Here is a 24,912-nt window from a genome sequence, read left to right on the forward strand (position 1 = left end):
AAATCTTTTGAAATGAAAAAAATCTGTTAAGAGGAAGCTTATTGTAGTTTATCAACCACAAACAAGTCAGAAGCAATGCCATCACATAAAAACTTACCTTTACCTGTTGTTAGTAAGACATTTTGGTTATTTATATATAAAAGCCCTTCATTTATAAATTTTGCTGCTTTTGCTAGTAAATGCTTTTTAAAATTAGATCCAAATTCTTGTTCAACTTTTATTAATGAGATACCGAAAATAGTTCTTAAACCTGTCATTACATACTCATTAAAACAATCGTTTACAGACAAGATCTCTTTTTCTTCAGGAAGCTTATTTTGCTGAATTGCATTTATATACTTACTATTATTAGCCACATTCCAACTTCGCTCTTTACCATTAAATGAATGAGCAGAAGGACCAATACCTATGTAATTTTTTCCTGTCCAATACGAAGTATTATGCTTAGAAAAGAAATTTGGTTTACCAAAATTTGATAATTCGTAATGAATAAAACCATTGTCTTCTAGTTTTTGAACCAATAGCTGAAAATGTTCATTAGACACTTTGTCTTTTGGTGCCTGTAGCTTTCCTTTTTCAATTAATTTTTCTAAAGCTGTTTTAGGTTCTACTGTAAGCGCATAACTAGAAATATGATTAATTCCAAAACTCAATGCTTTATCAATATTATTTTCCCAGTTTTTAAGTGACATATTAGGTATGCCGTAAATTAAATCTACGGTAATATTGTTAAAATATTGGCTTGCTACACGCAAGCATTCATTGGCTTCTTCTGCATTATGAGCCCTATTCATCATTGCTAAATCTTCTTCAAAAAAAGATTGAACACCAATACTTAGCCTATTGACTTTTGTAGTAGATATTGCTTTAATTTTTTCTTCAGAAAGATCGTCTGGATTGGCTTCTAAAGTTATTTCTGGTTTGCTAATAACCTGATAGTTCGAATAAATTACATCTAAAATCTGTGTAATTTCTATTGCCGATAATAAGGATGGTGTTCCTCCTCCAAAATATATAGTCTCAACAAGATCCTTAACTTCAGGTTTTCGTAAAATCAATTCTTTTATCAATGCGGCAATCATTTCATCTCTTTTCTTTAAAGATGTAGAAAAATGAAAGTCACAGTAATGACAGGCTTGTTTACAAAATGGTATGTGTATATAAATTCCTGAGATAACTTTAGATTTTAATATTGCTCCTTTTTGGCATTTCTTATATGTGCTAAATGATGTTTACAATGCCACGCGTAAATACATAAATTCTCTTTCAAAGAGATTTTTTCATTACCATCTGGATGTATGAATGTTTTACACAAATCAGATTCTGATAAACTATTTAATAAATATGCCCAACGCCTGTGAATACTTTTTAATAAACTTAAAGATTCGTCAACATTATAATCTACGGTATCTGGCAATTCTGCCCATAGATCTTCTCTATAAGGCTTAATTGTTGGATTATCTTCTGTTAAAGCTAGTTTAAATCGCACAAAACTATTTATATGGCTATCAATACAATGATTGATTACCTGTTTTATATTCCAACCATTTGGTCTATATCTATATCCAAACTCTTTATTAGACAAACCTTCTATCTCACTTTCGATTTTTGTTGGAAATTCTTCTATCGTTTGAATCCATAAATTAATATGATTACTCGAAATTTCTTCAGGTAAGTTGGGTTTGCCAATTGGGTATTTGAGTTGTTCTAAATCCATACTATTTCTTCACTCTATCTGCGTTCTGACTTACAAAACTGGCCCAACTACCGTAGCTTTTCCCTCCAACTTGCTTCCCTCCATTAAAATGATGGCAAACAGCTGCTGCTAATCCGTCTGTAGAGTCTAAATTTTTAGGTAGTGTTTTTATATTTAATAAGGATTGAAGCATTCTAGCTACTTGCTCTTTACTTGCATTACCATTACCAGTTATGGCCATTTTTATTTTTTTAGGAGCATATTCGGTTACTGGAATATCTCTAGATAAACCTGCAGCCATAGCAACACCTTGAGCTCTCCCTAGTTTTAACATTGATTGAACATTTTTACCAAAAAAAGGGGCTTCTAAAGCAATTTCATCAGGATGATACGTGTCTATTAACTCAATTGTTCGTTCAAAAATAAGCCTCAGCTTAACATAAGGGTCTGAATATTTTTGCAACAGCAATTCATTTAATTGCAAAAACTCCATTTTCTTATCAATTACTTTTATGAGTCCAAAACCCATAATAGTTGTCCCAGGGTCTATCCCCAATATAATTTTTTCTTGACTCAATTTACAACCCCATTTCTGGCTCTTGACAATAATAACAATCTGAATTGATAGAGATGGTTACTCCAAAAGTTAAGTTAAACATAGATGCATTTATTTTATCTGTCAGTTCTGCTCCTTCATAATGTTGTTTTTGACCTAGATTGAAAAAGTTTGAAGCATCTGCAAAAACAGCTATTCGATCAGTTATTCCATAATGAACTGCTAAACCACCTAATACGTTAAAATTACTACTCTTATCATTATTAAATGGTTCAGATAAAGGTTTCATAAAAGACATTCCTGGGCCTGCATGCACAAATATTGCCAACCTTTCTGGCAATCTTATTTGGATATCATACAAATTATCCCATAAATTATAGTACAACTGAGCGTTCACTCTAGTTAAATTAGCTTTAAAATCTATCGAGCTATCATCTGCACCATACCTATTAAACCCTAAATCGACCTTAACTCCTAATTTTTTCATAAACATATAACGAACACCTGCGTCTACAGTTAAACCATTAATTCCTTTAGCCTTATATCCTGTAGAAAAATCGTCAGAAGGGCTGTTTATACCCACTCCTAAATCTAAAGTTAGGGTTTGAGCAGATACCATACTCACAAATAAAAGCAGTATTAGAGTGATGTTAAATTTATTCATTCTATTTAATTTTTTAATTTGCACTTTTATAGAACATTGTGTTCTTGCTTAGCTAGTTTCACAAACTTACAAAAATAATGAGCGTAAATAACAAAGCTCCATTTTCTGTTGTTACATATAAACGCATATTATTTGTGCTTATAAAACTGTCCATTGTTTTAGGAGCTAGTTATTTTGTTTATAATAAACTCACTCATAATGAAACATTAGATTTCAATTTTTTATTAAACAGCCTACATGAACATAACATTATAACCATTAAAAATATGGTTCTTTTAATACTGCTTTCTGTTATTAATTGGGGCTTAGAGTGTTTTAAATGGAAAGTTTTAGTAAGTAATTTTACACCTATATCATTTACTGAAGCTATAGAACAATCCTTGGGAGCCTTAACTGCTTCTATCATGACACCAAACAGAATTGGAGAATATGGTGCTAAAGCTATTTATTTTAAAAAACCATTCAGAAAAAAAGTATTGGGTTTAACTTTAATTGGCAACTTATCGCAATTATTAATAACTATTATGTTAGGTAGTATTGGTTTAGCTTATTTTGTTTATCAATTTCAACAAGAAGTAGATTACGATAAAATTGCAGCATTTGTTATTATTAGCATTACAATTATCTATTTATTATTTAGTTTCCAACCTCATAAAAAAATATCTATTAAAGGGTATTCTTTTCAAAGATTGAAAAACTTCACCAAAAAGTTACATCAAAAAACAATAGTCTTTAGCATATTATTGGCTTTATTTAGGTACCTTGTTTTTGCTCATCAATTTTACTTTTTATTGATACTGTTTCGTATTGAAGCTTCTTATATAACAGCAATGGCATTAATTACCAGCATGTATATTATTAGCTCGGCTTTACCAACTATTTTTATTTTTGATGCGGTTATAAAAGGTAGTATTGCTGTTTGGTTATTTAGTTTTATAAACGCAAATGAATTGACAATTGTTGTAATTACCACTCTCATGTGGTTATTAAACTTTGCGCTACCTTCTGTATTTGGGAGTTATTTTGTTTTAAATTTTAAGATGAATTTTTCAGACCCTGCAACATGATATTTGTTTTAAGCATCATACTATCTATTTTATGCCTGACGGTATTACTTTATTGTTCTCTAATTATACAATTCACTAAAGGATTTAACAAACTATCTAAACATAACGATAAAACCTTAATTTACTCCTCTTTTTCTATTATTATTCCGTTTAGAAATGAGGAAGACAACCTTCCTGAATTACTTAGTTCTATAAAAGAAATAAAATACCCCGATAAAAATTATGAAATTATTTTTGTTAACGATAATTCTTCAGATAGATCTGTAGAAATCATCCAAAGTTTTTCTATTAAAAATAGTATTATCATTAATAATGAACGTTTAACCAAGTCTCCTAAAAAAGATGCTATTCAAACTGCTATCAACTTAGCAAAACATGATTGGATTCTTACCACTGATGCTGATTGTTTTTTACCTAAGACCTGGCTTTTGTGTTTAAATAATTACATTCAAAAATATAGTCCTAATATGGTTGCTGGCCCTGTAAAAATTGCAAGCACAAACAATTTTCTACAACAATTTCAAGCAATCGATTTTTTGAGCATGCAAGGAGCTACAATTGGGGGGTTTGGCATACAAAAACCTTTTATGGCGAATGGAGCTAATTTGGCTTATAAAAAGAATATTTTTACAAAAATTAATGGTTTTAAAAGCCACTCGAACATTGCTAGTGGCGATGATGTGTTTTTATTAGAGAGTTTTCTGAATTTCAACAAGGAAAAAGTTCATTTCATTAAAAATAAAAATGCTTTGGTAACAACTAAACCTTTAATGAGCTGGAAAGCTATTATTAATCAACGCATACGATGGGCAGCTAAAACCAAACATTACAACAGCTCTTATACCAAAATTATTGGCCTGCTTGTTTTTCTGACTAATTTAGTGATGATTCTATTTTACTACTTAAGTTGGTTTATGCCTATACTATCTATATTTATAATTTTAAAATGGATAATAGACAGTATTCTTATTTTTAAAACAGCTAGACTATATGAGCAAAATATTTATATTCCATCATATGTTTTCACTTTAGTTATTCACCCTATTTTCACAATATATATTGCTACCTTAAGTTTTTTTAAAAGTTATACCTGGAAAGAACGTATTTTTAAAGCTTGAGTTTTCTTATTTTTCAAAAGAAAAAAAAGAAGTACCTTTATCAAAAATTTTACTCAACTATGAATAAGTTTCTATTCTTATTAGTATTTACTCTTTTTTCTTTATCTGCTTCAGCTCAAATTTCTCATACAATTGATGGCAAAACCTATGAATTAACCGAAGAAGTTACAGGTAAAACCTCTTTATTTTATGCTATTATAGATGGTGAATACCGTTATTTCATTAAAAAAAATGATTCTGTAACAGAACTCACAAACACCAAAGATAGTGATGGGAAATACCAAGAAGAGTATAAAGAAATTTTAGGTATAATTACTGCTGATGCCGCTATGGATATTTCTAGTGTAAAATTAACATTGCCTAGTCTAAAGACTTTTATAGACGAGTATAATAAAAAAACAGATTTAGATTATAAAATGCAAGCTAACAGACCTAAGGCTCAAGCAAGATTAGGTGGTTTTGCAGGTATTTCTAATAATCCGTTTGTAACCAACCCAGATAATATCATTACTCCAATTTTTGGGGCAGAGTTAGAACTATATGATGCTAAGGCTACAAGACATTCTTTAGCTTTAGGCTTTAAACAAAGTTTAAGTAATAATGATTTTAAATACAGTTCAAGTCAATTTTCTCTTGCTTACAGGTTTAGAGTTATCAACAAAGAAACTTTTTCTATATACCCTCAAGCTACCTTAGCTACATATACATTTTCTAGAACAGAAATTACGACTGTTAGCGAAGATGGATCTACTACTACAACTTCTACGGAATCTGGTTCTACTTTAGACGCTCCTATTATTTTAGGTGTAGGGACTGATATTAAACTAGGGAATGGTTATTTAACACTTTCAATGAACGAATTAGTCGCACTAATCAATATCGAAAATCAAGGGAATTTCCCGTTAGATTTGCGCTTAGGTTATAAATTTAATCTATAGAATTAAGAAGTAAATGCTACTCAACTACAAGTCATCTAATCCAGCTTTTACTTCTCATTTTTGGAATAACAAAATCTCAACCAATAAGAAAATGTCTCTAGGGGGTATTTTCTTAAAGTCTTTATTTTGTTTACTACTCGTAACCGCAAGTACTGCTTTTGTTTGGAAATTATTTTATGAAGGGTATACTATAAAGTGGTATACAACTGGTGGAATGATTACTGCAATTGTTATTAGTTTAGTAATATCTGTTAAAAGGCAATGGGCTGCTTTTTTAGTACCCTTATATGCTTTAGCCAAGGGATTATTTTTAGGAGGGTTTAGTGTATACATTCATAAACAATATCCTTATTTTCCTTTTCAAGCTGTTGGAATTACTTTCATTACTTTTTTTGTAATGATTGTTCTTTACAAAACTCGAATCATTGTTTTGACAAAAAGATTAAGAAGCATGATTATTGCTTCTACTATAACTATTTTCACGGTTTATATTATCACCTGGATTCTTAGCTTTTTTGGAGTTAATGTTAGCCTTATTTGGGGTGATAATTGGTTTGCTTTAGCCTTTAACATTTTTGCCGCACTAACTGCCTCTTTTTCATTATTAATAGATATAGACTATATAGACCGACAAAAAAACAAAGCCCCAAAAAGCAGTGAATGGATTGCTACATGGGGTCTTTTAGTAACCTTAATATGGTTATATATTGAAGTATTACGATTAATGCGTAGACTAGCCGTAAAATGGTAATCTAATCAAATAATGCTTTTAACTCTTTTGCATCATTAGGCTTCATTCTACCCGCCAATACTAAACTCATTTGCTTTCTACGCAAAGCTGCATCAAATCGTTGTTTTTCTAACTCTGTTTGTGGTTCTAAAGCCGGAACAGGCACAGGGCTTCCTGTAGTATCTACCGCTACAAAAGTATAAATACCCTCATTAGCTTTGGTACGCATACCAGATTCTCTATCTTCAATCCAAACATCTATATATACCTCCATAGAACTTGTAAATGCTCTAGATACTTTGGCTTCTATGGTAACTACACTTCCTGTAGGCACCGCTTTGTTAAAAGCTACATGATTTACTGAAGCAGTAACTACAATACGCCTACAATGTCTTCTAGCAGCAATACTGGCAGCTCTATCCATACGAGCCAATAACTCGCCTCCAAATAAATTGTTTAATGGATTAGTTTCTCCTGGTAATACTAGATCTGTAACAGTTGTTAAAGAATCTATAGGATGTTTTTTCATCTCTTTTGCTTTTTTATGCAAAGATAAAAGGTCTAAGAAAAACTTAGACCTTTTTTATTGTGAAATAACCAATAACTACAATATTGATTTTTTAATATTCTATAATTAATCTATCTTCTTAACCAACAACCAAGCAGCTTTATTATGATCGTTCTTTACTATTCTAAGATTTTTTAATGCTTCAGTCTTATTAGCATAACTACCATAAACCACTTGATGCAAGCCGTATTTATTCTGACCAATTTTTCTTGCAGAATAGCCATACTCTTTTAATTGTACAATCTTTTTATCTGCATTTTCCTCAAAACGATAAGCTCCAGCTATGATATGATACGGACCTGTAATAGGCTTTACTGCCTTTACTTCTAATACCACTTCTGGAATCGTTCCTAAATCAAATATTGAAGCTTCTTGAACACTTATTCTAGCAGCCTCTATATTTTGTTTTGCATTATGATTAGCTACTTCTTGTAATTTAAAATCGAAACCTTGCTTTGCTAAAAAACCTAGCATACCTAAACCTAAAACAGTTACAGCTGCATATTTTAAATATGGGCGTTTCTTTCTAGTTTCTGGAATAAAAGCAATAGGAGCTTTTTCTTCAATAACTTCTACCTCTTCTTTATACACCTCTCTTAAAACGGGTTGCTTTAAAGTAGTATCTAACCCGAAAGAACTTGTTAGGTAATTTACTTCTTCTATAGGAATGAATTGTAACTTCCCTTCAACACTTATAGAAAAATGACCAATTTTAGCTAAAGTAATTACTTCTCCTGATATTAACTTTCCTTTTAATTCAATTACTTCTTGTTGTAATTGATTCATTGCCTCTGTATAAGGAATAGAATTTACCGATGCTATATGATTAACTAATAAGCCATCATTCTGTTGCAACTGTTCATTGAAAGAAATTTGCTTTCTAGGTGCCAAAAATAAGTTTGATTGTGTATCTACCACAGCAGATTTAGTGCGCGTTAAAAAAGCTCCAAAATCTGGAACAATAACACATTCATATCGGTACAATAAATCACTTATGTATTGGATCATTTTCATAGTATCAATCAGTCTAGTTAGTTCTTAAACAAAATTACATTTTTTTCAATCTTTATATAAAAGCTTATACAATAGTTATTAACAATGCGCTTTTTTTGGTAACTTTAAACTGACTACCAATATTTTATATGACCGAAGAAAATTTAATATCTATACTTGCTTTACAAAAAGCTTCTTTAATTGGCGATTTAACTGCCAAAAAACTTATTAATCATTGCGGATCTGCAGAGGCTATTTTTAAAGAAAAGTCTACTCATTTATTAAAAATAAACGGTATTGGGCAAGCACATATTAATTCTCTTAAAAATAAAACAATTTTTAATCTTGCTGAGGATGAATTAAAATTTATAAAAAAGAATAATTTAAAATATTGGTATTATAAAAATATCGATTATCCAAATAAACTCAAACATTGTATAGATGCTCCTATATTGCTTTTCTATTCTGGAAACATTAACTTAAATAGCCCTAAAATAATTAGTGTAGTAGGAACCAGAAACTTAACCAATAATGGAAAATATTTTTGCGAAAAACTAATAGAAGAACTTAGTCTAGTAAATCCTATAATAATTTCTGGATTTGCCTACGGAACAGATATATGTGCTCAAAAATCAGCCATAAAAAACAACTTACAAACTATAGGTTGTTTAGCTCATGGCTTAAACCAAATTTACCCGAAAGTTCATAAAAAATATGTAAAACAAGTAGAAGCCAACGGTGGTTTTGTTACCGATTTTTGGAGTATTGACGAACCCGAACGCAATAATTTTTTAAAACGAAACAGGATTATTGCAGGATTATCTGAAGCTACAATTGTTATAGAAAGTGCAAAAAAAGGAGGTAGTTTAGTAACTGCAGATATAGCCAATTCTTATAATAGAGAAGTTTTTGCGGTTCCTGGTAGAGCTAATGACGAATTAAGTGAAGGTTGTAACAATCTAATCAAACATCAAAAAGCCCAATTAATTACTTGCGCTGCAGATATTATTTATCATTTAAACTGGTCTGTAGAAACGACAGCTAAAAAAGTTATTCAACCTCAACTATTTGTAGAATTATCAGATATAGAAAACACCGTATTTTCTTTTTTATCTCAACAAGAAAAAACACATTTAGATGCTATTTCAATTGCATGTAAGCTACCAATTTATCAACTTTCATCCACTTTATTAAACTTAGAACTTAAAGGTTTGATAAGGGCATTACCCGGAAAACAATTTCAATCTATATAAAAAAAGAGCAGTGATTTAACACTGCTCTCTTACCCCAAAAAAATACTTAGTTTTCTTAACAAAAAACTGAGTTCAAATATACATACAATTAAATGTTATAAATGAATTTATAGTGTTATAAAAAAGTTAATATCCTACTTTTTTTCTAACTCTCTGTAACACAGAATTTGCCACTACAGCTGCTTTATCTGCTCCAATTTTTAAAGCATCATCTATTTCATTAAGATTCTCCATATAATGATTATATAAAGCTCTTTCTTTTTTAAATTTTTCAATTAACAACTCATAAAAAGCTTGTTTGGCATGTCCAAAACCATAACCTCCACTTACATAATTGGTGTGCATTTCTGCAATCTGTTCTTCAGATGCTAACAACTTATACAACGCAAATAAATTACACGTATCTGGATTTTTAGGTTCTTCTAAAGGAGTGCTATCTGTTTCTATTTTCATAATCTGCTTACGTAATTTTTTATCTGGCAAAAACAAATTAATGATATTCCCTTTACTCTTACTCATTTTAGTCCCATCTGTACCAGGAACATACATAGTACCCTCTTGTACTTTAGCTTCTGGCAACACAAAAGTTTCACCTAATTTAGCATGAAAACGAGATGCTACATCTCTAGTCATTTCTAAATGCTGCAATTGATCTTTACCTACTGGAATAATTTCTGCATCATACAATAAAATATCGGCTGCCATAAGCATAGGATAAGTAAACAACCCAGCGTTAACATCTTCTAACCTGTCTGCCTTATCTTTAAATGAGTGCGCCAAGGTTAAACGCTGATACGGATAGAAACAATTTAAATACCAACTCAACTCAGTAACCTGAGGTATATTACTTTGCCTGTAAAAAACAGTTCTATTTATATCTAAACCAAAAGCCAACCATACCGCAGCTGTAGAATAGGTATTCATTCGTAACTCTTCTGCATCTTTAATCTGAGTTAATGAATGTAAATCTGCAATAAATAAATACGACTCGTTAGCCGGATTATTAGCCATCTCTATAGCCGGAATAATTGCTCCTAATAAATTTCCTAAATGCGGTGTTCCGGTACTTTGTACTCCTGTTAAAACTCTTGCCATTAGTCTTTTGGTATATTTTTATAAAATTTATACAAACTTATTGAAAGCATCAATCATAAAAAAGTTATTTTTGAAACTTGACATCAGAAAACTGATTTATTTTTTATTCGTAATTAGTGAACATATTAAACTACATAGGCAGAGCGTTGTACCGTATTTGGTTTTACTTGTGGGTAGCTATACCTATTTTAATTATGTTTCCTTTTTTATTAATTACATCTGCTAACGATAGATTATACCCTTATTTTTTTAAGCTAGCACGTATTTGGGCTAAAACTATTTTAATAGCCATGGGTTTTAAAGTAGTACTGCAAAAAGAAAAAGAAATAGAATATGGTAAAAGCTATATGTTTGTTTCTAACCACACTTCTATGACCGATATTATGCTAATGCTAGCTGTAGAGAAAAACCCTTTTGTTTTTGTAGGAAAAAAAGAGCTGTCTAAAATTCCAGTTTTTGGCTTTTTCTACAAGCGTACTTGCATACTAGTAGACAGAAGTAGCCCTAAAAGCAGAAAAGAAGTTTTTGATCGTGCACAAAAAAGATTGAATTCTGGTTTAAGTATTTGTATTTTCCCTGAAGGAGGAGTGCCCAAATCAGATATTTTTTTAGATAAGTTTAAAAACGGAGCCTTTAGATTAGCTATTGAACACCAAATACCTATTGTACCACTTACGTTTGCAGACAACAAAAAACGCTTTCCGTACGGTTTTTTTGATGGCGGATCCCCAGGTAAAATGAGAGTTACCATACACCAACCTATCCCTACCCAAGGAAAAACCTTAAAAGAAGATAGAGACACTATAAAAGAGCAAACTAGAAATGTTATTTTACAACAGCTAGAAGAATATACTACTGTGAACTAAAAAACAAAAAAGCCCTTAAATATAAGAGCGTTTTCTGTTCATCATCGCTTTTAAAAAGCAGATAAAACCTAACCAACTAAAACTTAAAACTGAAGCCTGAGTAAACTCCTAGTAAATACGGTCTAAAATTACCCGAATCATTACTAAAAGAGTTTAATTGATATTTAAATGTAGGCTCAACATTTAAATGAAAGGCTTTTGATATTTGATAATTAAAACCAACTCCAAAATTGGTACTAAAACTTGTCTTGTTTAAATTGTTTGCCTCGCCTAGATAGGTTGTAAATGAATTGGTTTCAGCATGTACCTCATTTTTATCTAAGAAAAATGTACTCATACCAGCTATTAAATCAATGCTTAATTTTTTATGAGATACTTTATACGATAATTCTAAAGGCACTTCAATATAACCAAACTTTTGACTTATACGAGCATCAAATAAATTTCGAAAAGATGATGGTATTTGAGAAACTGCAAAACCATCTGCACTAGCAATATTTAAATGAGTTGCTTCAGAGGTCATAGATACATTTTTTATGAAATCTATACTAGCTCCCTCGGCTGCAGGCACTACTGCTACATTTTCAGTATTATAACCCAACTCCACTTTATTAACGCCTGTTCTTACTCTAAGCTTTTTATTAAGGTTATAACTAACATTAACACCATAGCTCATATTCACCTTTCCTTTCTTTCTATTTCCTTTAAATTGTTCGTCTATAGGAGATCCAGAACTCAGACTATTATAATAAACAGGTGCTATATTAGGTCTAACTTGCCATTTTTTCCCTGTACTTTCTTCGTCGTCTTTCTCTTCTGCTGTCTCTTCAGTACTCTCTTGTTCAGCAATGGCTTCCTCAATGGTTTGTGACTCTTTTTCTTCTACTTCCTTTTCTTCTCCACTCTCATTTTTATCCTCCTTAGAAAGTTCCGAATCTGCCGTAGTGTTTTCAGAAATAGCACTTTCTTCAATAGAATTCTGATTTTTAAAAGTTGAATCTAATTTTTCTGTGTCAATTACATTATTATCTACAACACTTTTATTTAAAGATTTACCAATAACATTTTCTCCTTCCTTACCATTTGCTTCATTGGCAGCAACAATATCTTTATTGGTATTAATCGGTTCATTTAGAGACCTGTTATTGTTTAGCAATCCAGTTCCTCTATCTTCAACAAATCCTTTTTTATCTGTTGATTTAACTTTGCTATCAACTAACCCATTTTCCCTAACAGAAGCATTTAATTGCTTTTCTTTAATTAAATATTCTTTCTTATTGTCTTTAGGTGATGACAAATCCTCTTCTATATTCTTAAAATTCTTTTGTATTGTTGTATTAGAAACAACAGCATCATTAAGGTTATTTTTATCTACTATTGATTCCTTTTTAATTTTATTATGTTGAGTTAAAACTTCTTTTGGATCTTTAACTTGATTATAGTGAGGTGTTAAATTAGTCTTATTGTTCCTTACTTTATATAAATCATTAGTGTTTTTAGAGGCATTGCCCTTATTTACATACGAGTCTGAATGTTTTTCCACATTAGAAAAGCTTTTTTCACCTACCGGATTAATTGCTTTAGATTCCTCTAATACTATTGCATCTTTAGTATTTTGATATAATATATTATTATCACCACCTAGCAACTCTTTACTTTTAGAAGATGATGAATCTTTTAAATCATTCGTTTCTGAAGTATTTAAGGGTTGGTTTCTATTTTTTTCTGTATCAACTATTATTGTATTAGCATTTGGAATATCCTCAGACCAAAGATTCACAACTAAACTTATTAACAAAATAAGTGATGCTGCTACACCTGTAAAACGATACCAAATAGGTAGCACTCGTTTTTTTGGCTCTTTAGTCTTTTCTAGTTCTTCTCTAATATTTTCCCACACATGATCTCCAGGAGCTTCCTCAAAATTTTTGAGCTGTTCCTGAAACAGTTGGTCTATATTTTTACGTTCTCCCATAATCAAGGGGTTTGTTTGTTTTTAAATTGGTTTTCTTCAATTCTCTCCTTCAAAATTAATCTAGCTCTAGATAAATTCGATTTAGATGTCCCTACAGAAATATTTAGCATAACAGCTATTTCTTTATGAGAATAACCATCTAACACATATAAATTAAATACCAATCTATATCTGTCTGGTAATTCTTGAATTAATTGAAGTAAATAATCTATAGATACATCTTCTGTATCTACTTCTACTGGCTCTTCTTTAATATTATCATCTTTTATGACATCTAAAACACCTTCTTTTCTATAGCGTTGAAGCGCTGTATTGATAACAATTCTCTTCATCCAACCTTCAAAAGAACCGTTATTTTTATATTGCTTTATTTTCTTAAATATAGTCAAAAAAGCATCCTGCAGATTATCTTCTGCCTCAGGATAATTTTTAGAATATTTCAAACACAAGGTAAACAACTTACTCGCATATAGCTTATAAATTGCTCCTTGTGCTTGAACATCTTGTTTTCCACATTTTATGATGAGTTGTTCTAAACTCATAAATAAGCTTTAATCTGTTACAGGTACCTCTATTGTTTCATACATATCATTCCCCTGCTCATCTTTTCCCTTCCATACTTTGAATATGTATGTGTAGTTATGATTCACAACAAAATTAAATGACTGCTCAGACAATCCATCTGGAGCAACAAAATCTACACAATCTCCTTCTACAGAAAAAGCAGAAACAGCAATAGTTCTCTCGTTATCATTTGGATTAGATATAACACCGTTATACCCGTGACAATTAGTGGGTCTGTAAAAGGTAAATGGTATTTCATATGTTTCATTTAATGTAAAACTCTGAGGCAATTCAATACTTTCTACAGGTAATACATGAAACACAAATTGATTACCATCTCCATCATCTAAGTTACAACCATAACAAAAAAGTACTATTAATAGTATTCCAAGAATTTTTCGCATCATATATTATTATTTATTTTTTTATATCTCTCAGTTATTAGATGCATAAAGTTACAAAAGGTTGCGTACAATATCATTGTATATTTATTTTAACTAATATGTAAAACAAAAAAGCTCAACTTTTTAAGTTGAGCCTTCTTACCATACTTTTTATATAAATCTATTCTTTTTCTGCAATGGCAGTAACAATTTTCTCTTCTAATTCGTCCATTAAATCTGGGTTATCTCTAAGCAAATTTTTAACTGCATCTCTACCCTGACCTAGTTTAGTATCTTCATAACTGAACCAAGAACCGCTTTTCTTAACAATACCAAATTCAACTCCTATATCTATAATTTCACCTACTTTAGAAATTCCCTGACCATACATAATATCAAATTCAGCTAACTGAAATGGAGGAGCTACTTTATTTTTAACAATCTTTACTCTTGTTTTATTTCCTACTACAGTGCTATCAGAATTTTTAATTTGTGTAGACCTTCTAATATCTAAACGAACAGAGGCATAAAATTTAAGTGCATTACCACCTGTTGTTGTTTCTGGATTTCCGAACATTACACCGATTTTTTCACGTAATTGATTAATAAATATTACGGTACAATTGGTTTTACTAATACTCGATGTTAATTTACGTAAAGCTTGAGACATTAAACGAGCATGTAATCCCATTTTAGAATCTCCCATTTCTCCTTCTATCTCACTTTTAGGAGTTAATGCAGCAACAGAATCGACTACAATAATGTCTATTGCACCAGAACGAATTAAATTATCGGCAATTTCTAAAGCTTGCTCTCCATGATCTGGTTGAGAAATAATTAAATTATCTATATCTACACCCAACTTCTCTGCATAAAAACGATCAAAAGCATGCTCTGCGTCTATAAAAGCTGCTATTCCTCCCTTTTTCTGAGCTTCAGCAATAGCATGCAAAGTTAAAGTTGTTTTACCAGAAGATTCCGGACCATATATCTCTATTACTCTTCCTCTAGGATAACCACCAACACCTAAAGCTAAATCTAAACCAAGAGATCCTGTAGAAATCGCATCAATTTCTTGTACAGCCGTATCTCCCATTTTCATTACAGTTCCTTTGCCATAAGCCTTGTCTAGTTTATCTAAGGTTAACTTTAGCGCTTTTAATTTTGCTTCTTTTTCTGAACTCATTTTATCGTAAATTTTGAGTTGCTAATGTACGAGTTCTTTGCTCTAAAAACAATCGAGTAACACATCTGTTTGTTAACAATTTATATTTTTTCAAAAAAAATGTAAACTATCACGCAACCTTTCAACCAAATCTACATCTAGTTTATAAAAGCAATGATAATTTATGCGTTAGTGCATAAAACAAAATGAACCCATAATGAGATTTTTAACTAAAAATATTAACAACTGTGTTGATGGCTTTACAATTGCCGCTTTATTAGTAGGCAACTGTAAAGTAGATGGTGGTTAGCGTTCGTTACTTATACAAAATGTTTTTATGACGAAACACCGTCATTTTAAAAAAACAAATTAGTAACGAATTAGCCACAAAAAGCCTCTGTTTTAGTAAATCAGAGGCTTTTTATATTCCCATTGAACTCTTTTACTGTATATTTGCAGCACTTTTTAACTTAAAAAATTGATATAGCATGCAACTGTACAATAAATTAAGTGCTGCAGAAAGGGCAGAATTGATAGAAAAGGCTGGAAAAGAACGCCTTACTATCTCTTTTTACCAATACGCACACATAGCAAATCCACAAATTTTAAGAGATCATTTATTTATTACCTGGAACAAACTAGAAGTTCTTGGGAGAATTTATGTAGCTACAGAAGGAATAAATGCTCAATTATCTGTTCCTGCAGAAAACTTTCTAGCCTTTAAAAAGCACTTAGACAGTATTGATTTCTTAAAAGACATTAGATTAAACATAGCTATTGAGCAAGATAATATGTCTTTCTTAAAATTAAAAGTAAAAGTAAGACACAAAATTGTTGCCGATGGTTTAAATGATGATGCCTTTGATGTAACCAATAAAGGTGTTCACTTAAAAGCTCAGGAATTTAACGACATTATTGCAGATCCTAATACCGTTTTAGTAGATATGCGTAATCACTACGAAAGTGAAATAGGTCATTTTAAAGGAGCAGTTACACCAGATGTAGATACCTTTAGAGACTCTTTAGATATAATTGAAGAGGATTTAAAAGAACATAAAGAAGATAAAAACTTAGTAATGTATTGCACTGGTGGAATTCGTTGTGAAAAAGCAAGTGCTTACTATAAACACAAAGGTTTTAAAAAAGTATATCAATTAGAGGGTGGTATTATTAACTATATGAGACAAGTTGATGCCGAAGGTTTAGAAAATAAATTTATCGGTAAAAACTTTGTTTTTGACCACAGAAGAGCCGAACGCATCTCTGATGATATCATAGCTAATTGTCACCAATGCGGTAAACCATGCGATACTCACGTTAATTGTGCTAACGAAGCTTGTCACCTTCTATTTATTCAATGTGAAGAATGTGCTAAAGAAATGCAAAACTGTTGCTCTACTCATTGTGCAGAAGTAAATAGCTTACCTAAAGAAGAGCAAAAAGCTTTAAGAAAAGGAAAAGGAAACAGTAACGATATCTTTAAAAAAGGAAGATCAGAAGTTCTAAAATACAAGAAAAATTTACGCGGTTAGATTTTCTAATTAGCCTCAATTTTACAAGCCTTTGAGTATAATTTACTCAAAGGCTTTTTTGTGTTCTTTTAAAACTAGCAGATAACAATAAAAAATGTATCTTTACGTTTGATTTTTTATTAACGATAAATTACCCTTTTTAGGGTTTCATATATATTATGGCTTGCAATAGTTGCGGTACAGGAACTGATGGCAAACCAAGGGGTTGTAAAAATAACGGAACATGTGGATCGGATAGTTGTAATAAACTTACAGTATTTGACTGGCTTTCTAACATGAGCTTACCATCTAATGAAAAACCTTTTGATTTTGCCGAAGTACGTTTTAAGAACGGAAGAAAACAGTATTACAAAAACACAGAAAATTTAACTTTATCTATAGGAGATGTTGTAGCAACAGAAGCTTCTCCTGGGCACGATATAGGGATGGTTACTTTAACAGGTGAACTTGTTAGAGTACAAATGAAAAAGAAAAAAGCACCTTTAGAAGGAGAAGATGTAAAGAAAATTTACCGTAAAGCTTCTCAAAAAGATATTGATATTTGGACTACTTCTCGTGAAAGAGAAGAACCTATGAAAGTTCGAGCAAGGCAATTAGCTATAGACTTGAATTTAAAAATGAAAATCTCTGATATTGAATTTCAAGGAGATGGATCTAAAGCTACTTTTTACTATACAGCAGAAGAACGTGTTGATTTTAGACAATTAATTAAAAACTTTGCTAAAGAATTCAACATACGAATTGAAATGCGCCAAATAGGTTTCAGACAAGAAGCTTCAAGATTAGGCGGAATAGGTTCTTGTGGTAGAGAATTGTGTTGCTCTACTTGGTTAACAGATTTTAGGTCTGTAAGTACAGCAGCCGCAAGATATCAGCAATTATCTTTAAACCCACAAAAATTAGCTGGACAATGCGGTAAACTAAAATGCTGCTTAAACTTTGAACTAGATGCATATTTAGACGCTTTAAAGAGTTTTCCTGATAAAAACATAAAATTACAGACAGAAAAAGGTAGAGCTGTTTGTCAAAAAACAGATATTTTTAAAGGAGTAATGTGGTATGCTTACGAAGGTGAGTGGATGAATTGGTTTATGATTACTACTTCAGATGCCAATGAAATAGTTGCTCTAAATAAAGAAGGCAAAAAAGCTACTAGTTTAGAAGATTATGTTTCTGAAACTGATCTAAAAGAAAAAGTAGATTTTGAAAATGTTGTTGGACAAGATAGTCTAACTCGTTTTGACAAACCTAAACACAAGAAACGAAGAAGAAAACCTCAGCAAAGAGGCAAAGTTACATCAGACAAACAACAACAGAATAAGCCTAGAAGAAACAATCCTAACGCTAAAAAAACTGAAGGAAACTCTCCTCAAAAAAAGAGAAGACCTCAGCAAAGAAAAGTAGAAGGAAAACAAAATCAAAACACTAAAAAACCTCAAACTAAGGGGAATGATGAAAATAGGAAACCGCAACAAAAGCGCAGACCTAATAAACGAAAAAACAATCCTAATAAAGGAGGAGAAAATAAAGCACCACAAAAAGATGCGTAAACTAGCCTATTCTATATTAGCTATTTTTATACTGGTTGCTTGCGACAGCAAACAAATTCTAGATGAATATCAAACTGTTCCTGGATCATGGGCAAAAGAAAACCCTATCTCTTTTTCTTTTAACAGTCCAGATACCATAAACAAATACAACTTATTTATCAATCTTCGTAATAACAACGAGTATCCGTTTAGTAATCTATATTTAATAACAGAGTTGGAAGACCCTAAAAAAAATAAAATTACTGATACTTTAGAATACGAAATGGCAAATGCTGACGGATCATGGATGGGAACTGGATTTTCTGCTATAAAAGAAAATAAACTTTGGTATAAAGAAAAAGTTCGTTTTAAAGAAGAAGGTAATTACTTATTAACTGTAAAACATGCTATGCGTAAAAACGGAAATGTTTTAGGTTTAGAAAATTTAAACGGAATTACAGAGTTAGGGTTTAGAATAGAAAAAACACCAAAATAACAGTATTATGGCTAAAAAAACGGTAAAAAAAGCTGCAAAAAAAGGCACCACTAGTTATAAGAAATTCATCAAATGGTTTTGGATGCTTTTCTGCTTAGCAATTTTAACCATTGCACTTCCATTCGTTTTAGCAGCTACAGGTGCTTTAGGCGATATGCCTGACCATACGGTTTTAGAAAACCCTAAAACAGATTTAGCTGCTGAAATTATTAGTGCTGACGGAAAAACTTTAGGTAAGTTTTATTTAACCGATAACAGAACACCTGTTGAATACGAAGATTTATCTAAACACTTAGTTGATAACCTAGTTGCCACTGAAGATGAACGCTTTTACGAACACTCTGGCATTGATTTTAAAAGAACATTAAGTGCTATTTTATTTATGGGAACTCGAGGAGGAGGAAGTACCATTACTCAACAATTAGCTAAACTTTTATATCATCAAAATAAAACAAAAGACAATAGGATTGTACAAAAAATAAAGGAATATGTTATTGCTACTCGTTTAGAGCGTCAATACACCAAAGAGGAAATCATTACTATGTATTATAACATTTATGATTTTGGTAATAATGGTGACGGTATTCGTTCTGCAGCAAGAATCTATTTTGGAAAAGAACCTAAAAATTTAGATGTAGAAGAGTCTGCCATGTTAGTAGGTATGTTTAAAAATTCTTCTTTGTATAATCCTATCAGGAATCCAAAAGGTGTTAAAAACAGAACCAATGTAGTTTTTAAACAAATGGCTCGTAACGGACTTATAACTCCAGAACAAAAAGATTCCTTACAAAAACTACCATTGAAACTAAACTTTACTCCAGAAACGCATAATGCAGGTTTAGCTACTTATTTTAGGGAACATTTGCGATCTGAAATGCATAAATGGATAAAGGAACACCCAAAAGAAGATGGAGAAAAATACAGTTTGTACAAAGATGGTTTAAAAATTTATACCACCATAGATTCTCGTATGCAAGAGTACGCTGAAAATGCAGTTACTAGACATATGAAAAATCTACAAAATGAGTTTGACAAGCAAAACAAAAAAAACAAAACAGCACCTTTTAGAGGATTAAATAACAAAGAAATTGAGCGCTCTTTGTTAACCGCTATGAAACGATCTGAGCGTTATAGAGTATACACTAAAGAATTAAAAAAATCTAAAAAAGAAGCTTTAGCCTCTTTCAATAAGAAAACTAAAATGCGTGTATTTTCTTGGAAAGGAGACATAGATACTATCATGACTCCAAAAGATTCGATACGTTATTATAAAAAATTCTTTAGAACAGGTTTATTATCTATAGAACCACAAACTGGTCATGTAAAAGCCTGGGTTGGAGGAATTAACCAAAAACACTTTAAGTACGACCATGCTAAACAAGGTAAAAGACAAGTAGGTTCTACTTTTAAACCTTTTTTATATGCTACAGCTATAGACCAATTAAAATACTCACCTTGTGAGGTTATGCAAGATGCTTATTACTGTATTCCTGAAGGTAGACATGGAAACTTACAAGATTGGTGTCCTAAAAACTCTAATGGAAAATATTCTGGCGATGTTACACTGAAAAAAGCGCTAGCTAACTCCATTAACACTATTTCAGCTCGTTTAATGGATGAAGTTGGGCCGAAAAATGTTATTAAAATGGCTAATAATTTAGGTGTTACTTCAGAAATTCAAGAGTTCCCTTCTATAGCATTAGGAACCGTTGATTTAAGTCTTTATGAAATGGTAAATTCATATAGTACTTTAGCCAATATGGGGCAATATATTAAACCTTCTATTATTTTACGAATAGAAGATAAAAACGGGGCTGTTTTAGACCAAATGGACTTAGAAACGAAAGATGTCTTAAGTAAAGAGTCTGCCTATGTTACTTTAAAATTAATGGAAGGTGTAACCCAAAATGGATCTGGTGTTCGTTTAAGAAGCGGATGGACAAGATTACCTAAATTAACTACAGGTTTTCCATATAAATTTACCAATCCAATAGCTGGTAAAACAGGTACCACTCAAAACCAATCAGATGGTTGGTTCATGGGGGTAGTTCCGAATTTAGTTACTGGAGTTTGGGTTGGAGCAGAAGATAGAGCAGTTCATTTTAGCTCTGTAACATACGGTCAAGGAGCAACTATGGCTTTGCCTATTTGGGCATTATACATGAAAGATTGCTATAATAACAAAGACTTGGGCATATCTGATGGGGAATTTGAGAAACCTGAAAATTTACGAATTGAAGTTGACTGTAAAAAATTCTCAAAAAATGCAGATGATAATGATCCTAACGATATTGATTTAGGTATTTAAACAACACAATACAACAATGATTAACAGAACAGTGCAAAATGTCTCAAAGGCATTAGAAGGTATAACCAACGGAATGACTATTATGCTAGGAGGTTTCGGTTTATGTGGTATTCCTGAAAACAGTATAACCGAGTTAGTAAAACTAGGTGTAAACAATTTAACATGTATTTCTAATAATGCAGGTGTAGATGATTTTGGTTTAGGTTTATTATTACAAGAAAAACAAATCAAAAAAATGATTTCTTCTTATGTAGGAGAGAATGATGAATTTGAAAGACAAATGCTTTCTGGTGAGTTAGATGTAGAGTTAACACCACAAGGTACTTTGGCTGAAAAATGTAGGGCTGCACAAGCAGGTTTTCCGGCATTTTACACTCCAGCAGGTTACGGAACCGAAGTAGCCGAAGGGAAAGAAACTAGAGAGTTTAATGGTAAAATGTATGTGCTTGAAGAAGCTTTTAAGGCAGACTTCGCCATTGTAAAGGCTTGGAAAGGAGATACTGCAGGGAATTTAATTTTTAAAGGTACAGCAAGAAACTTTAACCCGTGTATGTGTGGTGCAGCTAAAATTACAGTTGCTGAAGTAGAAGAGTTAGTTCCTGCTGGTGAATTAGACCCGAACCAAATACATATTCCTGGTATTTTTGTAAACAGAATATTTCAAGGAAAAGATTACGAAAAAAGAATTGAGCAACGAACAGTTCGTTCTAAAAATTAATTTTCTAATGTAGTAATTAATCAATGTAACTATGAAGAATCCTGTTGTTGATAAATCTATAGAAGTTGCATTGTTAATTATTGAATACTGTGAAATATTAGACACGTATAAAAAGTATGTTATTTCTAGGCAATTGCTAAAATCTGGAACCAGTATTGGCGCAAATATACATGAAGCTCAAAATGCTGAAAGTAAGGCAGATTTTATTCATAAAATTAAAATAGCTGCTAAAGAATTAGAAGAAACTAAATATTGGTTAATCCTCTGTGAAAAATCAGAATCTTATCCAAATAATGAAGTTTTAAAAGAAAAGATTGATCAACTAGGATTAATTATATATAAAATTTTAAGCACTAGTATCAAAAATAAAAATTGATACATTGCTATATCAACTAATTGATACATTAAAAGATGTTAGGAAAAGTAGAAATTGCAAAAAGAATTGCAAAAGAAGTTAAAGACGGATATTACGTAAACTTGGGTATTGGTATTCCTACCTTGGTTGCTAATTATGTAAGAACTGATATCTCAGTTGAATTTCAGAGTGAAAACGGTGTATTAGGAATGGGTCCATTTCCTTTTGAAGGAGAAGAAGATGCAGATATTATAAATGCCGGTAAACAAACCATTACAACTCTAGAAGGAGCTAGTTTTTTCGATTCTGCCACTAGTTTTGCTATGATTAGAGGTCAACACGTAGATTTAACCATTTTAGGAGCTATGGAAGTTGCAGAAAATGGTGATATAGCTAACTGGAAGATCCCTGGTAAAATGGTAAAAGGTATGGGAGGAGCTATGGATTTAGTTGCTTCTGCCGAAAATATAATTGTTGCAATGATGCATACCAACAAACGTGGTGAATCTAAATTATTAAAAAAATGTAGTTTACCTTTAACAGGAGTTGGTTGTGTTAAAAAAATTGTAACCAACTTAGCTGTATTAGAAGTAACAAAGCAAGGCTTTAAATTATTAGAAAGAGCTCCAAGAGTAAGCGTAGAAGATATCCAAAATGCTACAGAAGGAAACTTAATTATTGAAGGTGTAATTCCTGAAATGATTTTAGATTAATTAAATAAACCTAAAATATATAAGCGCTGTTCTTTAAAAGAACGGCGTTTTTTATTTTATTAAATTAATACTAATCGTTGGTGTTTCTTTATTTGGGAAAACATATTGGTGGTTTTTAGAAATACTTAACCCAGCCATACTTACGCTATTATAAAATGCCGTAGTATCAACTATATATTGATCTGAAAAACCATGAGTAACATCATAAGCAGTACAAGGAGTTCTTCCTAAATTTACACTTACTTTATCTGGGCTAACAGTATGTAATTCTATCATAAGTAATCCGTGTTTTTGAATATACGGTTTCCATTTTTCAAAATGTTCTATTAAACTTTCTTCTACTTGGGTATTCTTTAAATATTCACCTCTGTACGCAAAAGCTCCAGTGGCAGTAGCTGTAAATACTCTTTCTTGCTTAGGAAAGTTAAAAGGCCTATTATGATCTAGAAAAGAACGAACATTTAACAGTTCTGATAATGATACTTGATGTTTTTCTTGTAACTCTTTATCAAGCTGATTTGGATTACCAATATCTCCCCATACAACATCTGCCCAAATATTTGCCTTTTCTAAATTGCGTTTAGTACTCAATAACGCTTCCTTATTAAAATCTGCTCCAACTAAAATCAATTTGTTATTTTCTAAATCCTTTCTTCGCTTGGTTTTATTCCAAATCAAATCAAAAACATGCTCTAATAAAGCTCCATTTCCACAACCAACATCAATTATTCCGCGAGGCTGCTTTTCTAAAGGCTGGTTAAATATATCGAGTATAACTTCATCAAACTTCTTAAAATAAGTAGCATGAGCACCTCCACTTCCCCATACATTAATACTACGTAAAACATGTTGCTCTATTCCGTTATCATCTTTTATAAAAAAAGGATTAAAATCTCCATACAAATAGCTATTAATATGAGTGAAAATAGGCCAATAAGAAACTGTAACACCATAAGCATAACATTTATCTATTAGAAATTGACCTCTTTGATTAAGTTTCCCTTCTTCAATTAACTCCAATTCTTTTAATAATAACTTTAACGATGGAGATGCTTCTAGAACACTCTCGTTGCTTAGATATAAATAACTAGCATTAAATCCTAACTTAACAAGATAAGGCAATAACATGATGGCTTCTAAATGCCATTTAACTTCGTTTTGAAAATACGCATCTTGATATTCTTTATTTAAAATTGAAAACTGTTGAGCTAATTTTAAAACCTCATTATCTACTTTTACAGATTCACTTATAACATCTTTTAATACTTGTAATTGAATTGAGTATAATTTACTGTATTCAGTATATAAATTTGCATATTTTTTAAAACTCTCGAATTTATTTGTTACTGCTATTTCTATAGATGTAGATTCTATATGATAACTAATAATACCTTGTGAAGCTAAACTACGCAAAGCAACATTTAAATACCCTTTATGAAAAAAAGGATATTGCAGGCATAGGTCATCTAAAGTAGTCTGTCTCTCTTTTTCTAAAAAAGAAATCACTCCTTTAGTTAATAATGTATTTACAATTCCTGTAATTACAACACCATCTTGATGTTTAAACAAAATTGATCTGTAATAACGTTGTGTAGCTTTATCTAGTATCATACTTAAAGATACAAAATGT

25 protein-coding genes are annotated in these 24,912 nt (G+C 31.3%); 13 read left to right on the forward strand and 12 right to left on the reverse strand.

From position 1 onward, the window contains the following. Positions 1-38: 38 nt before the first annotated feature. Genes hemW through ACFQ1O_RS03925 form a run of 4 tightly spaced genes read right to left on the reverse strand, consistent with a single transcriptional unit; the run spans position 39 to position 2,916 of the window. Positions 39-1,175 carry a radical SAM family heme chaperone HemW gene (gene hemW, locus ACFQ1O_RS03910; protein WP_377713947.1) on the reverse strand — a complete coding sequence of 379 codons (1,137 nt, stop codon included), beginning with the start codon at positions 1,173-1,175 and terminating at the stop codon, positions 39-41. An 11-nt stretch (positions 1,176-1,186) separates the two neighbouring features. Next, positions 1,187-1,717, reverse strand: coding sequence for a YfiT family bacillithiol transferase (locus tag ACFQ1O_RS03915; protein WP_377713557.1), 531 nt, complete (start codon positions 1,715-1,717; stop codon positions 1,187-1,189). Between the two features lies 1 nt (position 1,718). Next, positions 1,719-2,273 (reverse strand): crossover junction endodeoxyribonuclease RuvC, encoded by a 555-nt coding sequence (gene ruvC, locus ACFQ1O_RS03920; protein ID WP_377713559.1) that lies wholly within the window; start codon positions 2,271-2,273, stop codon positions 1,719-1,721. A gap of 1 nt (position 2,274) precedes the next feature. After that, the gene (locus ACFQ1O_RS03925; RefSeq protein ID WP_377713561.1) at positions 2,275-2,916 is read right to left on the reverse strand and encodes an outer membrane beta-barrel protein; all 642 of its coding nucleotides are present in this window, start codon (positions 2,914-2,916) and stop codon (positions 2,275-2,277) included. A 77-nt stretch (positions 2,917-2,993) separates the two neighbouring features. On the opposite strand from ACFQ1O_RS03925, the gene ACFQ1O_RS03930 reads away from it, so the two are divergent. From ACFQ1O_RS03930 to ACFQ1O_RS03945, 4 genes are read left to right on the forward strand one after another with little or no spacing between them, the layout of a single operon-like run. After that, positions 2,994-3,983, forward strand: a complete 990-nt coding sequence (locus ACFQ1O_RS03930) for a hypothetical protein (protein WP_377713563.1) — start codon at positions 2,994-2,996, stop codon at positions 3,981-3,983. Beyond that, positions 3,980-5,101 carry a glycosyltransferase gene (locus ACFQ1O_RS03935; protein WP_377713565.1) on the forward strand — a complete coding sequence of 374 codons (1,122 nt, stop codon included), beginning with the start codon at positions 3,980-3,982 and terminating at the stop codon, positions 5,099-5,101. Before ACFQ1O_RS03930 ends, ACFQ1O_RS03935 begins: the two co-directional genes overlap by 4 nt. 59 nt (positions 5,102-5,160) lie before the next feature. Then, positions 5,161-6,039, forward strand: a complete 879-nt coding sequence (locus ACFQ1O_RS03940) for a hypothetical protein (protein WP_377713567.1) — start codon at positions 5,161-5,163, stop codon at positions 6,037-6,039. A gap of 13 nt (positions 6,040-6,052) precedes the next feature. Next, complete coding sequence (locus ACFQ1O_RS03945; protein ID WP_377713569.1) at positions 6,053-6,790, forward strand: Bax inhibitor-1/YccA family protein; 738 nt, start codon at positions 6,053-6,055, stop codon at positions 6,788-6,790. Between the two features lies 1 nt (position 6,791). On the opposite strand, the gene ACFQ1O_RS03950 is transcribed toward ACFQ1O_RS03945, so the two are convergent. Both ACFQ1O_RS03950 and ACFQ1O_RS03955 read right to left on the reverse strand, forming a co-directional pair. Continuing rightward, positions 6,792-7,298, reverse strand: a complete 507-nt coding sequence (locus ACFQ1O_RS03950; RefSeq protein ID WP_377713571.1) for an acyl-CoA thioesterase — start codon at positions 7,296-7,298, stop codon at positions 6,792-6,794. A gap of 105 nt (positions 7,299-7,403) precedes the next feature. Then, positions 7,404-8,351, reverse strand: coding sequence for an HU domain-containing protein (locus tag ACFQ1O_RS03955; protein ID WP_377713573.1), 948 nt, complete (start codon positions 8,349-8,351; stop codon positions 7,404-7,406). Between the two features lie 128 nt (positions 8,352-8,479). Between ACFQ1O_RS03955 and dprA the strand changes: the two genes are divergently transcribed. Further along, complete coding sequence (dprA, locus tag ACFQ1O_RS03960) at positions 8,480-9,583, forward strand: DNA-processing protein DprA (protein ID WP_377713575.1); 1,104 nt, start codon at positions 8,480-8,482, stop codon at positions 9,581-9,583. Between the two features lie 126 nt (positions 9,584-9,709). Here the strand turns inward: dprA and trpS are convergent, their stop codons facing one another. Continuing rightward, on the reverse strand, positions 9,710-10,678 hold the full coding sequence (gene trpS, locus ACFQ1O_RS03965; RefSeq protein WP_377713577.1) for a tryptophan--tRNA ligase: 969 nt from the start codon (positions 10,676-10,678) through the stop codon (positions 9,710-9,712). A 116-nt stretch (positions 10,679-10,794) separates the two neighbouring features. On the opposite strand from trpS, the gene ACFQ1O_RS03970 reads away from it, so the two are divergent. Further along, positions 10,795-11,544 (forward strand): lysophospholipid acyltransferase family protein, encoded by a 750-nt coding sequence (locus ACFQ1O_RS03970; protein ID WP_377713579.1) that lies wholly within the window; start codon positions 10,795-10,797, stop codon positions 11,542-11,544. A 76-nt stretch (positions 11,545-11,620) separates the two neighbouring features. Here the strand turns inward: ACFQ1O_RS03970 and ACFQ1O_RS03975 are convergent, their stop codons facing one another. The 4 genes from ACFQ1O_RS03975 to recA form a co-directional block, all read right to left on the reverse strand. Further along, entirely contained in the window at positions 11,621-13,519 is a 1,899-nt protein-coding gene (locus ACFQ1O_RS03975; RefSeq protein WP_377713581.1) for an outer membrane beta-barrel protein, read from the reverse strand. Positions 13,520-13,521: 2 nt separating this feature from the next. Next, positions 13,522-14,061 carry an RNA polymerase sigma factor gene (locus tag ACFQ1O_RS03980; RefSeq protein WP_377713583.1) on the reverse strand — a complete coding sequence of 180 codons (540 nt, stop codon included), beginning with the start codon at positions 14,059-14,061 and terminating at the stop codon, positions 13,522-13,524. A 9-nt stretch (positions 14,062-14,070) separates the two neighbouring features. Then, on the reverse strand, positions 14,071-14,490 hold the full coding sequence (locus ACFQ1O_RS03985; protein ID WP_377713585.1) for a hypothetical protein: 420 nt from the start codon (positions 14,488-14,490) through the stop codon (positions 14,071-14,073). 157 nt (positions 14,491-14,647) lie between these two features. Next, complete coding sequence (gene recA / locus ACFQ1O_RS03990; RefSeq protein ID WP_377713587.1) at positions 14,648-15,652, reverse strand: recombinase RecA; 1,005 nt, start codon at positions 15,650-15,652, stop codon at positions 14,648-14,650. Between the two features lie 467 nt (positions 15,653-16,119). Here recA and trhO point away from each other — a divergent pair, with 467 nt between their 5' ends. The 7 genes from trhO to ACFQ1O_RS04025 all read left to right on the forward strand — a co-directional run bounded on the left by trhO (position 16,120) and on the right by ACFQ1O_RS04025 (position 23,282). Continuing rightward, positions 16,120-17,163, forward strand: coding sequence for an oxygen-dependent tRNA uridine(34) hydroxylase TrhO (gene trhO, locus ACFQ1O_RS03995; protein ID WP_377713589.1), 1,044 nt, complete (start codon positions 16,120-16,122; stop codon positions 17,161-17,163). A 158-nt stretch (positions 17,164-17,321) separates the two neighbouring features. Then, entirely contained in the window at positions 17,322-18,713 is a 1,392-nt protein-coding gene (locus ACFQ1O_RS04000; RefSeq protein WP_377713591.1) for a PSP1 domain-containing protein, read from the forward strand. Further along, on the forward strand, positions 18,706-19,188 hold the full coding sequence (locus tag ACFQ1O_RS04005) for a gliding motility lipoprotein GldH (RefSeq protein WP_377713593.1): 483 nt from the start codon (positions 18,706-18,708) through the stop codon (positions 19,186-19,188). The genes ACFQ1O_RS04000 and ACFQ1O_RS04005 overlap by 8 nt, the downstream gene beginning before the upstream one ends. A gap of 7 nt (positions 19,189-19,195) precedes the next feature. Then, a complete protein-coding gene (locus ACFQ1O_RS04010) occupies positions 19,196-21,496 on the forward strand; it encodes a penicillin-binding protein 1A (RefSeq protein WP_377713595.1) in 2,301 nt (766 codons plus the stop codon). Positions 21,497-21,512: 16 nt separating this feature from the next. Further along, positions 21,513-22,214, forward strand: coding sequence for a CoA transferase subunit A (locus ACFQ1O_RS04015; RefSeq protein WP_377713598.1), 702 nt, complete (start codon positions 21,513-21,515; stop codon positions 22,212-22,214). 31 nt (positions 22,215-22,245) lie between these two features. Next, positions 22,246-22,590: a four helix bundle protein gene (locus ACFQ1O_RS04020; RefSeq protein WP_377713600.1), complete on the forward strand. Its 345-nt coding sequence runs from the start codon at positions 22,246-22,248 to the stop codon at positions 22,588-22,590. Between the two features lie 35 nt (positions 22,591-22,625). Beyond that, positions 22,626-23,282: a 3-oxoacid CoA-transferase subunit B gene (locus ACFQ1O_RS04025; protein ID WP_377713602.1), complete on the forward strand. Its 657-nt coding sequence runs from the start codon at positions 22,626-22,628 to the stop codon at positions 23,280-23,282. 51 nt (positions 23,283-23,333) lie between these two features. Here the strand turns inward: ACFQ1O_RS04025 and ACFQ1O_RS04030 are convergent, their stop codons facing one another. Further along, entirely contained in the window at positions 23,334-24,893 is a 1,560-nt protein-coding gene (locus ACFQ1O_RS04030) for an AprA-related methyltransferase (protein ID WP_377713604.1), read from the reverse strand. Between the last annotated feature and the right edge of the window lie 19 nt (positions 24,894-24,912).

The sequence above is a fragment of the Pseudofulvibacter geojedonensis genome (genome assembly GCF_042675745.1).
In the GTDB taxonomy this organism is placed as follows: domain Bacteria; phylum Bacteroidota; class Bacteroidia; order Flavobacteriales; family Flavobacteriaceae; genus Pseudofulvibacter; species Pseudofulvibacter geojedonensis.

Bases quoted from the DNA above. Each gene is read 5' to 3' on its own strand.
- ACFQ1O_RS03975 (WP_377713581.1), bottom strand. From the start codon at position 13,519: ATGGGAGAACGTAAAAATATAGACCAACTGTTTCAGGAACAGCTCAAA.
- ACFQ1O_RS03940 (WP_377713567.1), top strand. From the start codon at position 5,161: ATGAATAAGTTTCTATTCTTATTAGTATTTACTCTTTTTTCTTTATCT.
- ACFQ1O_RS03930 (WP_377713563.1), top strand. From the start codon at position 2,994: ATGAGCGTAAATAACAAAGCTCCATTTTCTGTTGTTACATATAAACGC.
- trpS (WP_377713577.1), bottom strand. From the start codon at position 10,678: ATGGCAAGAGTTTTAACAGGAGTACAAAGTACCGGAACACCGCATTTA.
- recA (WP_377713587.1), bottom strand. From the start codon at position 15,652: ATGAGTTCAGAAAAAGAAGCAAAATTAAAAGCGCTAAAGTTAACCTTA.
- ACFQ1O_RS03950 (WP_377713571.1), bottom strand. From the start codon at position 7,298: ATGAAAAAACATCCTATAGATTCTTTAACAACTGTTACAGATCTAGTA.
- trhO (WP_377713589.1), top strand. From the start codon at position 16,120: ATGCAACTGTACAATAAATTAAGTGCTGCAGAAAGGGCAGAATTGATA.
- ACFQ1O_RS03980 (WP_377713583.1), bottom strand. From the start codon at position 14,061: ATGAGTTTAGAACAACTCATCATAAAATGTGGAAAACAAGATGTTCAA.
- ACFQ1O_RS04000 (WP_377713591.1), top strand. From the start codon at position 17,322: ATGGCTTGCAATAGTTGCGGTACAGGAACTGATGGCAAACCAAGGGGT.
- ACFQ1O_RS04015 (WP_377713598.1), top strand. From the start codon at position 21,513: ATGATTAACAGAACAGTGCAAAATGTCTCAAAGGCATTAGAAGGTATA.
- ACFQ1O_RS03945 (WP_377713569.1), top strand. From the start codon at position 6,053: ATGCTACTCAACTACAAGTCATCTAATCCAGCTTTTACTTCTCATTTT.
- ACFQ1O_RS03935 (WP_377713565.1), top strand. From the start codon at position 3,980: ATGATATTTGTTTTAAGCATCATACTATCTATTTTATGCCTGACGGTA.
- ACFQ1O_RS04025 (WP_377713602.1), top strand. From the start codon at position 22,626: ATGTTAGGAAAAGTAGAAATTGCAAAAAGAATTGCAAAAGAAGTTAAA.
- ACFQ1O_RS04005 (WP_377713593.1), top strand. From the start codon at position 18,706: ATGCGTAAACTAGCCTATTCTATATTAGCTATTTTTATACTGGTTGCT.
- ACFQ1O_RS04020 (WP_377713600.1), top strand. From the start codon at position 22,246: ATGAAGAATCCTGTTGTTGATAAATCTATAGAAGTTGCATTGTTAATT.
- ACFQ1O_RS04030 (WP_377713604.1), bottom strand. From the start codon at position 24,893: ATGATACTAGATAAAGCTACACAACGTTATTACAGATCAATTTTGTTT.
- ACFQ1O_RS04010 (WP_377713595.1), top strand. From the start codon at position 19,196: ATGGCTAAAAAAACGGTAAAAAAAGCTGCAAAAAAAGGCACCACTAGT.
- ACFQ1O_RS03915 (WP_377713557.1), bottom strand. From the start codon at position 1,717: ATGGATTTAGAACAACTCAAATACCCAATTGGCAAACCCAACTTACCT.
- dprA (WP_377713575.1), top strand. From the start codon at position 8,480: ATGACCGAAGAAAATTTAATATCTATACTTGCTTTACAAAAAGCTTCT.
- ACFQ1O_RS03955 (WP_377713573.1), bottom strand. From the start codon at position 8,351: ATGAAAATGATCCAATACATAAGTGATTTATTGTACCGATATGAATGT.
- ACFQ1O_RS03925 (WP_377713561.1), bottom strand. From the start codon at position 2,916: ATGAATAAATTTAACATCACTCTAATACTGCTTTTATTTGTGAGTATG.
- ACFQ1O_RS03985 (WP_377713585.1), bottom strand. From the start codon at position 14,490: ATGATGCGAAAAATTCTTGGAATACTATTAATAGTACTTTTTTGTTAT.